This is a genomic window from Shinella agrisoli, from assembly GCF_046557955.1.
In the GTDB taxonomy this organism is placed as follows: Bacteria; Pseudomonadota; Alphaproteobacteria; order Rhizobiales; family Rhizobiaceae; genus Shinella.
Genome location: NZ_JBJIEP010000050.1, coordinates 1 through 8,339, shown reverse-complemented (window position 1 = coordinate 8,339; position 8,339 = coordinate 1). Strand labels below are relative to the sequence as shown.

Below are 8,339 nucleotides of genomic sequence, written 5' to 3'. Positions count from 1 at the left end.
GCGTCGGCCCGATGACCATCGCCATGCTGATGGCCAACACCGTCATCGCCGCCTACCGCAAGGCCGGACGCACGCCGGCATTTTGAGTAAGCACGCCTGAAATGCGACCGGCATAGGGTACTATCACCCAAGGCTATCCGCAAACCGTTCGGCAAGTCGGTCACGCTAAAACACCTCGATCACGAGATCGTTAAAGGTCCGTCTTGGCTGGCAGCAGGGTGCGTGAGGTATAGGAGAGAGCACCGGCATCGGCATACCATTGCGGAAGAAGTCGGACGAGCCTGCCTTCCTCCAATGCAGGCAAGACGGCGAACTTCGCCACACCGAGGCCGAGCGTTGCGACCTTGCGCATCGCGACCGGATCGTTGACGATGATCGTTTATTTAAAACCATATCGAGGATTGACAAAAATCTCCCCGCGCGAAAACTGACAGAAACCTCTCGTGAGTGCGTGGCGGTAGAATCGAAAGGCGAAAAGGGCCTTTCCTAACCAAATAGCCCTGCCCGAAAAGTTCGGAGAGACATTGCTTTCGTCCGTAGCGCGGTGAATGCATATCTTTCATTGGGCGACAAGCCGCCTCGCTCGGCCGACATGAATCATGCAGGCATGTACATCAATGAGAACGACCAGCGTGAGACACGCATCCCCCCGTGGTCAGATGTCGATCAATTCGTTTGGAGCGCATCGAATACGCAGGCCGAATATGTCAACGCCGCGCCGGCGTTCAGCGCGATGACCACATCGGGTGCTTCGACGATTTCCCTCTTGATTGCACCCAGCTCTATCGCCTTCGTCATATGAACCGCGATGCATTCGTAGCAGCGCGTCGTCACCGCGACGGCCAGTACAATTAGTTCGTGCATCTTGGGTTAAAGATAACCCACTTTCGCGCCGCTTCCCTCGATGGCGCTCAGGCCGCGGAGTAAGTCGGCCTGAGTTTCGCGCCCCTTACCCAACCAATGAGAACGCCACGATAAGCGTTCGTCGGGACTGGAGTGCACCCTGTTTCACCGGACAGGTCGGCTAGTTTGATTTAGCCCTGATGAACTGCCGAGGGGAAGCCATCTTGAGCGCGGAATGGGGATGGATTTCGTTATAGTCCTCGATCCATCCGTCGAGCCGGAGCGCCGTTTCGGCGTCCGGTAGCGGGGAGATGCGGACGTAATCCCGTTTCAGGGTTTTGACGAATGCCTCGGACATACCGTTCGACTGCGGACTGGCCACCGGCGTGAAGCAGGGCGTCAGATTGAGCGCCTGGGCAAATAGCCTCGTGTTCCGCGCAGTGTAAGCCGAGCCATTGTCAGAGAGATGCTCGATAGCGTGCGGGGCTCGGGTTGCGCGAAAGCGTTTCTCGACTGCCTCCAGCATCATGTCGCGCACGTCCGAGCCGGAGATGCCTGCATTGGCTACAGCCGTCCAAGCGATGATCTCCCGGTCGAAGGCGTCGATGATGAAGGCGAGACGAATGACCTCACCATTCCAGCAGGTGAACTCCAGCCCATCCAAGCACCAGCGCAGGTTCGAGCGCATGACCATGACCTTGCCGTCGTGGATGCGGCCTTTGCGGACGGCCGTATGTTTCTCCAGCATGGCGTGGTTGCCCATGATGCGATGAACCCGCTTGGCGTTGACGACAGGCTTATCGGCGGCTCGCCTTTCGCGATTGAGGAGCGCGGCGATCCGCCGATAGCCATAGGTTGGCCTTTGATCTACCAGCCTGCAAATGGCGGGCAGAAGCTCTGCGTCCTCGGCCTTGTGGTAGGTCTGCGCGGCTTTGATCTGTCTTTCAACCGCTCCACGAGGTTGGAACGGGAGACGCCCAGCGTGTCTGCGACGGTCTTCATCGGGAACCGTCCTTCGGCAACAAGATCGGTCGCGATATCCGTTTTTTTGAGCCCGCTTTGGAAAGGGTTTCGCGAAGGATTTCGACCTCCATTGTCTTGCGGCCGAGCATGCGATCCAGCTCCCGGACGCGATCTTCCAGCTTCTTCACTTCCGAAGTGCCGACAACCGGCTCGTCAGAATCCACGGCTGCAGCACCTCCCTCGCTCAGAAGCCTGCGCCACCGGTAAAGCAGATTGGGCGCAACGCCATGGCGGCGAGCGGTCGAAGATACCGTCTCGCCCGGGTCGAAACTCTGCTCAATGATTGTCAGCTTCTGCTCGATTGTCCACCACCTGCGGCGAACATCACCCGTCAGCAATTCAACGTGTCGATACACGTTAGACATAAGCCTGTCCTCAAGCCTGTGCTTGAGCCTTTCTGCTTATGCCGACTGTCCGGTCGAAATGGGGGGCAGTTCGCCGAGGCGCAGCGCCGTCAGTTTCCACGACGCGGAAAGCGAGAACGGCACGGTTAAAACGACAACGAGGCCGAGGATGGCGATGGATTCCCAGTCGGCGCGCGTCAGGCTCCCCATGCCGCGCCATCAGCGCCTTCAGCGGAATGGCGGCGAGATCGTCGGCACGGACGGACGAGAGCGCGCCGCCGAAGCGGCCGATGGGCGTGCGGATATAGTCGCAGATGTAAGCTTCGGACATGGTCTTCCTCAGAGTTCCGGCACGACGAGATCGGCGACGGGGCCGTCGAGATGCAGTTTCGCGCCGGTCATCGCCTGCAATTCATCGATCGTCATGCCCGGCAGCTTCTCGCACAGCACGAAGCGACCAGCCGAAGATCCATGCCTTCGATCGCCTGCTCGACGATTGCAGAAGCAATGCAAGGAATGCACCAGGAACTGAGCCGGGTGTCGGCGAGGAAGGCCACGACATCCAAGCCCTTCACGATCAATCCGTCCATGTTCGGTCAGATCGCGAACGCGCTAATCACGGTGGTGCGGTTCGGCAAGTCCGAGCACGATGCCGTTCGGGGCCACTTCAACGTGGTGCGGGAACTGGTGCAGAAGGTGGTCATCGCATCCTCCCCCGACGGGAAGTCTGCGGACCTGACGATCCACGGCCGTCTCGCGACGATCCTCGCTTCGATGAAGGCGTTCCAGGACTACAGCGCCGGCATGCGCGCAGGGGCATCAAAAACGACTACGCCCGCCGTGTGAGGGCGGCAAGCGCAAGAATCAGAAGGAGAAGATCGACTTTGCGGTTTTTACCGCCAAGGATTTAGAAGGTAGAAACGCGAAAGCCCCGTTGGGGGTTCCAACGGGGCCTGTTCGATGAGGTTGGTTGCGGGGGCAGCTACCGGTTTATGTTCTGGGGACATCCAAGGGTGTCTATATAATCATTTCTATATCAATGGCTTAGCGTGAATACCCTTCCGCATATGTCTTGCATCGGCCGCCGAAATCCGCTTAAAATTGTGGGTAGATAATGGGTAAGGATTTCGGCTATGACGGCTGGCATTCATCGGCTTTCCGACCGGCAGGTCAAAACCCACAAGCAGCGCGGCCGGCTATCCGACGGTGGCGGAGTCTATCTGCAAATCAGCAAGTGGGGCACCAAGTCCTGGGAATTCCGCTTCACTTTACATGGACGAACCCGCAGCATGGGGCTGGGCCAGTACGACGTCGTATCACTCAAGAAAGCGCGCGAAGAAGCCGAGGCGCTTCGCCGGATCGTCCGCGAAGGCATCGACCCTATCGAAGCCCGCAAGACCGCGAAGCTAAAAGCGCAGGTCGAGGCCACAACGTCCATCCTGTTCAAGGATGCCGTTGGGAAGTGCCTTGCTCGGAAGGAAGGCGAGTTTCGCAGCGAAAGGCATGGCGCAAGCTGGCGCAGAAGCATGGACGCCTATGCTGTGCCGGTCATAGGTAACATGAATGTTGCTCATATTACGGTGCAGGACATCCTGCGCGTTCTGAACCAGCCGTTTGAGGATGAAACCTTGTGGGAGAAGAGGACCGAAACCGCTTCGCGCCTTCGCGGTCGCATCGAAGCCGTCCTGTCCTGGGCGACGGTCGCCGGCTATCGCAGCGGCGACAATCCGGCCCGATGGGCCGGCAATCTGAAGGAATTGCTGCCAACGCCTTCGAAAGTGGCGAAGGCCACGAAGCGGCCGGCCTTGTCGCAACCCGATCTTCCGAAATGGTTCGCCGAACTGCGCAAGCGCGAAGGCATGTCGGCGCGGGCGCTTGAGTTCATCGCCCTTTGCGCATCGCGGTCGGACGAGGTTCGTGGAGCGACATGGAACGAAATCGACCTTGACGCCAGAATGTGGAAGATACCGGCCGAGCGCATGAAGATGGAACGCGATCACCGTGTGCCCTTGTCGGATGACGCCATCGCCCTGTTGAAGGCGCTTCCCCGAATGGCCGGTTCTCCCTACGTGTTCCCTGCCCCACGCGGCGGTCCGCTGTCCGATGCGATCCTTTCGCAGCTTATGAAGAAGATGCACGCAAAGGAGTTGAAGGCTGGGCGCAAGGGATGGCTGGACGCGGATACCGGGCTTCCCGCGGTTCCTCATGGATTGCGCTCCACCTTTCGCGTTTGGACGGCCGAGCGAGGTTATGACCGCGACATGTCGGAGATGGCTCTTGCTCACGCCGTGGGCTCGAACGTCGAGCGAGCCTATCAGCGCAGCGACATGGTGGAGCGACGCCGCGCCATGATGGCGGATTGGGCGGCGTACTGCCGGGGCGTAGCACCCGCTGGAAATGTCGTGCAGCTTCGCGAGGTGCTTACAAAGTCATGAAGCCGCACAATACCGGAGCGGTCGATGCTCGCCTTCACGCCGGCCAGGTCGCCGTTACCCAAGCCCGCAACGAACAGCATTCGCGCCGGTCGGCGCGATCTCGTTCAGCAACCAAGCGGGCACGACAGAGTCGAGCGCGGTCGAAAAAGATACAGCGCCTACGCTATGACGGCTTTTGTGTGTTTATGGGCAGGCCAAACAAAGCGATCAGCAGGCACATCAGAAGAAGAATCGCCCAGAACGGCAACGATTTGTCGACTTCGTAAAGGGTCGTGCTCGCAATGGGCGCAACGATGCCGCCAATTCCCTGTGTCGCAGTTGAGAAGCCTGCGACGGCGCCTTGGCGATCGGCCGGCACGGCAAGCGATGCACCTGACATATAGCCCGGCATGAGGAGACCGGCTCCTGCGCCCATGACGACGTAAGCCAGGAAATAGGAATACATCGATGCGGTGAACAGGAGGATCGGCAGGGCCACAAGCCAGCAGGACGCCCCGGCGAGCACCATTCGGTGCGAATTCCACCGTAGCACCCTGACCTGCATGACCTGTGTGAAGAACAGCGACACGCCGACGAGAGTGAGCGCAATCGCCAGCAGAGGGCCGGTTTCTGCGGTTGTCAGCCCGAGCCGGTCCTGAAAGTAGAATCCCGCGCTGATCTGGATGGTGACGACCGAACACATGGTCAGCACGCCCGCCGCCAGCCAGGGAAACAGTTCCGGCGTGAACAGACTGACCGGAGCGTGTCGAATAGATTCGGGGCGTGGGGCCTTCGGAACGGCGTAGAGAACAATCACCAAGGCGATAAGGCATAGGACCGTGGTAAGGACCAGCGGCCAAATCAAACCACGTAGCGCGACCAGGCCGCCAAGAGCGGGGCCGATGACGAGACCTACGCCGCTGGCGGCGCTTATGATGGCCATGCCCGAGCTGCGTTCCTCCGGCATGGTGTTGTCGGCCATCAACGCCTGCGCGCCGGCCGGAACGGCGGGCAGGAAGCCGCCGACCAAGGCCCGCGAGCCGACAAGGGCAATGAACAGCGTAGAGCCGGTCATGGCGGCGGCAAGCCCTTTCCAGATAACCGCCGTATAGACGACGTAGCTTGCAAAAAGCCCGGCGAACCCCGCCATCATCACCGGCTTCCGGCCGAAGCGATCACTTGCCATTCCCCATGCGGACGCCAACGCCGCCATCGCGATCGAGCCGATGGAAATCATCCATCCGCCCTGGCTTTCGGACAGCCGCAGTTCGCGGATCAGCGGCACGAGGATCGGCATGATGACCGACGTTGCTAAGCCGGAGAGCGCGATACTGGCGAAGATGACGGCCTTGGTCTTGTTCATACGGCCCTCATTCAGCGGATGCTTGTTCGAGTCCACTTCTGGCGAGCGGAACGACAGCGGCAACAAGGAGAAGCGCCGTAACCAGATAGAAGGCAGGCCATCCAACAAGGGGAACGACCTGGGCGGCGGCCATCAGAACGACAAGCGCGCAAAGACGGCTGATGCCGTAGAGCGCCGCGTAGTCGGTCGCAGGCTGAGCCGTGTTCGCCCAACCGAGAACGACAGCGCAAATGACAACGTAGAAACCGCTAGATGCAGCCGTGGCAGCGATCGCCCCGGCCATTGCAAGATCACTTCGGCCGTCGAGCCGAAAGCCAGCGATCACCAAGCCCGCCGCCACGATGCAGACAACCACAAAGGCGGCGAGACTCGCTTTCGGACCCAGGCGGCGCATCACCAGCATTGCCAGCGCCGTTGCGGCGAGGCTTCCTATTGGCGACAGCGTTCCCGCGATTATGCCGATCTGTTGAAGATCAAGCCCGGCATCGACCAGCATGACCCGATTCAGGCCGAACAACATCACGATCGGCACGCTGATGGTCGCCAGGAGGAATAAGCGTTTTCGCTGATCGGGCTTGCGAAGGAGGTCAAGAATACTCGGGTTCTTGCCTCCCTCATTGCTGCGGCTCGGCGCGTCCCGTCGCACCTGCGTCAGAATCGGCAATGTCGTCACGGTTGTAAGAATGGCGACGGAGAGAAAGATGTTGGTCCAGCCGAGACGGTGAAACAACGCCACGAACAGGCCGCCGCCGATGATCGAACCGAGAGCCAGGGAGCCGACTTTGATGCCGCCGGCGGTCACGCGGTCGGAAGGCTGCACCGTTTTGGAAGCCAGAGCGTCCAAGGCTATATCCATCGTCGCGGCGGCGAACGCTATCGCCAGCGCCAACGCAAAGACCAAGGGCAGCGTTGTGCCTCCGACGAAAGCAACGATCACGAGCAACCCGACAACAATCGTCTGCGTGACGATGATCCAGGCAATGCGCGGGGCGCGCGGGTGGATCGTCACGCGGTCCACGAGGGGAGCCCAAAGGAAGGTCAGACCGAAGGGGAGCAGCAATGCGCCAAGCAGGCCGAGAGAGCCGACCGTAACGCCCTGCGCTCTGAGGATTGGCTGCAATCCGCCTTGCAGGATTCCAAATATCGCGCCGAAGGAAATGTAGAGAAGCCCAATTACGAGCAGGAAGCCGAGCCGACGCTCCGCCGGCTCGGTGCCTTCCATTCCCAGGCCGGGGCTGGCGTCATAGATCGTATCTGCTCGTTCAGGCTTTTCCATCGCGTCAGAATTTCACGCTAGCGCCAACGCCTATGATCCGCCCCGGTCCCGGCCGAACTGTCAGCGCGGTCGGCCCATAGTAGTTGCCTACAGCTTCATAGCGTTCATCGAACAGGTTGGTTCCGAACGCATAGACGCTCGCTTTCTCCCCCTCCCATCCGATCCGCGCATTCACGATGCCGTAGGAGTCGAGGGAGAAGTGGTTTGCAACATCCGCCTGCCGCGTGCCGACGAACTGATACATCGCCGTCGCCACGATCTCGCCCTGCGAAATCCCGATGTCCGACGCCGCGAATCGATATTCAGCTCCGATGTTGGCGGCCCAGTTCGGGACATTCGGCACGGTATTTCCCGACGAAGCGCCCGTAAGGCTTCCAACCGGCACGTTCTTCAACTCGGCATGCGTATATCCCAGGCCCCCGAACACATTGAAGCCCGGCGTAACCTCGAAACGAGCTTCCAGCTCCGCGCCGTAGGTTTCGTAATCGAGCGCGGCAGTGCTGAACGCGAAGGTCGCCGGATCGACAACCAGCAGATGCCCGTTCTTCACATCGTTGAAGAAAACAGAGCCATTCAGCGTCATGCGCCCATCGAGCAGCGTCGATTTGAAGCCCGCCTCGTAGGTCCAGCTTGTCGAGGTCGGATAGGAAGGCATGTCCCTCCCCAGCGCCGCCCCTGTGCTTGTCCAGGGCATGCCGCCGGCGACGGCGCCCCGGCCGACCGACACATAGGTCATGATGTCGTCGTTCCAGTCGTAGCTGAGTGCCGCGCGGCCGGTCAGGAACGTGTCATCAAGATCGGCATGCTGATAGTAACTCGGTAGCGTGCCGGGCGTGCCGTTGCCCGTGAACCGATAGGTAATGTCCTTCGTTTCCTTTGTCGCGCGCAGGCCAACGGTCGCTTTCAGGCCGCCGACGATCGGCACGGTCGCTTCACCCAAAGGCTGAATAGCTGTTTGTGGTAAAGTCATTGTCCTGCGAGCCGCTGAAAATCGCATAGCTAGGCGGTGTGGACGGATTGCCGCATGAAGAGAGGCGAGGATTCCTCTGAGGGGATTTGTCTGATTCATGGAGAGC

7 protein-coding genes and 2 pseudogenes are annotated in these 8,339 nt (G+C 60.2%); 2 read left to right on the top strand and 7 right to left on the bottom strand.

The annotated features are described in order from the left end of the window. Positions 1-666: 666 nt before the first annotated feature. The 4 genes and pseudogenes from ACIIOY_RS26480 to ACIIOY_RS26825 form a co-directional block, all read right to left on the bottom strand. The gene (locus ACIIOY_RS26480; protein WP_411037662.1) at positions 667-864 is read right to left on the bottom strand and encodes a carboxymuconolactone decarboxylase family protein; all 198 of its coding nucleotides are present in this window, start codon (positions 862-864) and stop codon (positions 667-669) included. A gap of 160 nt (positions 865-1,024) precedes the next feature. Then, a pseudogene (locus ACIIOY_RS26475) lies at positions 1,025-2,231 on the bottom strand (IS3 family transposase). A gap of 36 nt (positions 2,232-2,267) precedes the next feature. Then, the gene (locus ACIIOY_RS26470) at positions 2,268-2,420 is read right to left on the bottom strand and encodes a hypothetical protein (protein WP_411037664.1); all 153 of its coding nucleotides are present in this window, start codon (positions 2,418-2,420) and stop codon (positions 2,268-2,270) included. Between the two features lie 129 nt (positions 2,421-2,549). After that, positions 2,550-2,675: pseudogene (locus ACIIOY_RS26825) on the bottom strand (CoA-transferase); the annotation flags it as partial. Between the two features lie 6 nt (positions 2,676-2,681). Here ACIIOY_RS26825 and ACIIOY_RS26465 point away from each other — a divergent pair. Both ACIIOY_RS26465 and ACIIOY_RS26460 read left to right on the top strand, forming a co-directional pair. Beyond that, complete coding sequence (locus ACIIOY_RS26465) at positions 2,682-3,056, top strand: hypothetical protein (protein WP_411037663.1); 375 nt, start codon at positions 2,682-2,684, stop codon at positions 3,054-3,056. Between the two features lie 287 nt (positions 3,057-3,343). Continuing rightward, positions 3,344-4,645 (top strand): tyrosine-type recombinase/integrase, encoded by a 1,302-nt coding sequence (locus ACIIOY_RS26460; protein ID WP_411037661.1) that lies wholly within the window; start codon positions 3,344-3,346, stop codon positions 4,643-4,645. Positions 4,646-4,808: 163 nt separating this feature from the next. On the opposite strand, the gene ACIIOY_RS26455 is transcribed toward ACIIOY_RS26460, so the two are convergent. The 3 genes from ACIIOY_RS26455 to ACIIOY_RS26445 all read right to left on the bottom strand — a co-directional run. After that, positions 4,809-5,987 (bottom strand): MFS transporter, encoded by a 1,179-nt coding sequence (locus ACIIOY_RS26455; protein WP_411037660.1) that lies wholly within the window; start codon positions 5,985-5,987, stop codon positions 4,809-4,811. Between the two features lie 7 nt (positions 5,988-5,994). Further along, positions 5,995-7,263 (bottom strand): MFS transporter, encoded by a 1,269-nt coding sequence (locus tag ACIIOY_RS26450; RefSeq protein ID WP_411037659.1) that lies wholly within the window; start codon positions 7,261-7,263, stop codon positions 5,995-5,997. 4 nt (positions 7,264-7,267) lie between these two features. After that, positions 7,268-8,339 (bottom strand): TonB-dependent receptor domain-containing protein (locus ACIIOY_RS26445; RefSeq protein WP_411037658.1); only part of this gene is annotated, 1,072 nt, incomplete at its 5' end.

Bases quoted from the DNA above. Each gene is read 5' to 3' on its own strand.
- ACIIOY_RS26450 (WP_411037659.1), bottom strand. From the start codon at position 7,263: ATGGAAAAGCCTGAACGAGCAGATACGATCTATGACGCCAGCCCCGGC.
- ACIIOY_RS26470 (WP_411037664.1), bottom strand. From the start codon at position 2,420: ATGGGGAGCCTGACGCGCGCCGACTGGGAATCCATCGCCATCCTCGGC.
- ACIIOY_RS26465 (WP_411037663.1), top strand. From the start codon at position 2,682: ATGCCTTCGATCGCCTGCTCGACGATTGCAGAAGCAATGCAAGGAATG.
- ACIIOY_RS26460 (WP_411037661.1), top strand. From the start codon at position 3,344: ATGACGGCTGGCATTCATCGGCTTTCCGACCGGCAGGTCAAAACCCAC.
- ACIIOY_RS26455 (WP_411037660.1), bottom strand. From the start codon at position 5,987: ATGAACAAGACCAAGGCCGTCATCTTCGCCAGTATCGCGCTCTCCGGC.
- ACIIOY_RS26480 (WP_411037662.1), bottom strand. From the start codon at position 864: ATGCACGAACTAATTGTACTGGCCGTCGCGGTGACGACGCGCTGCTAC.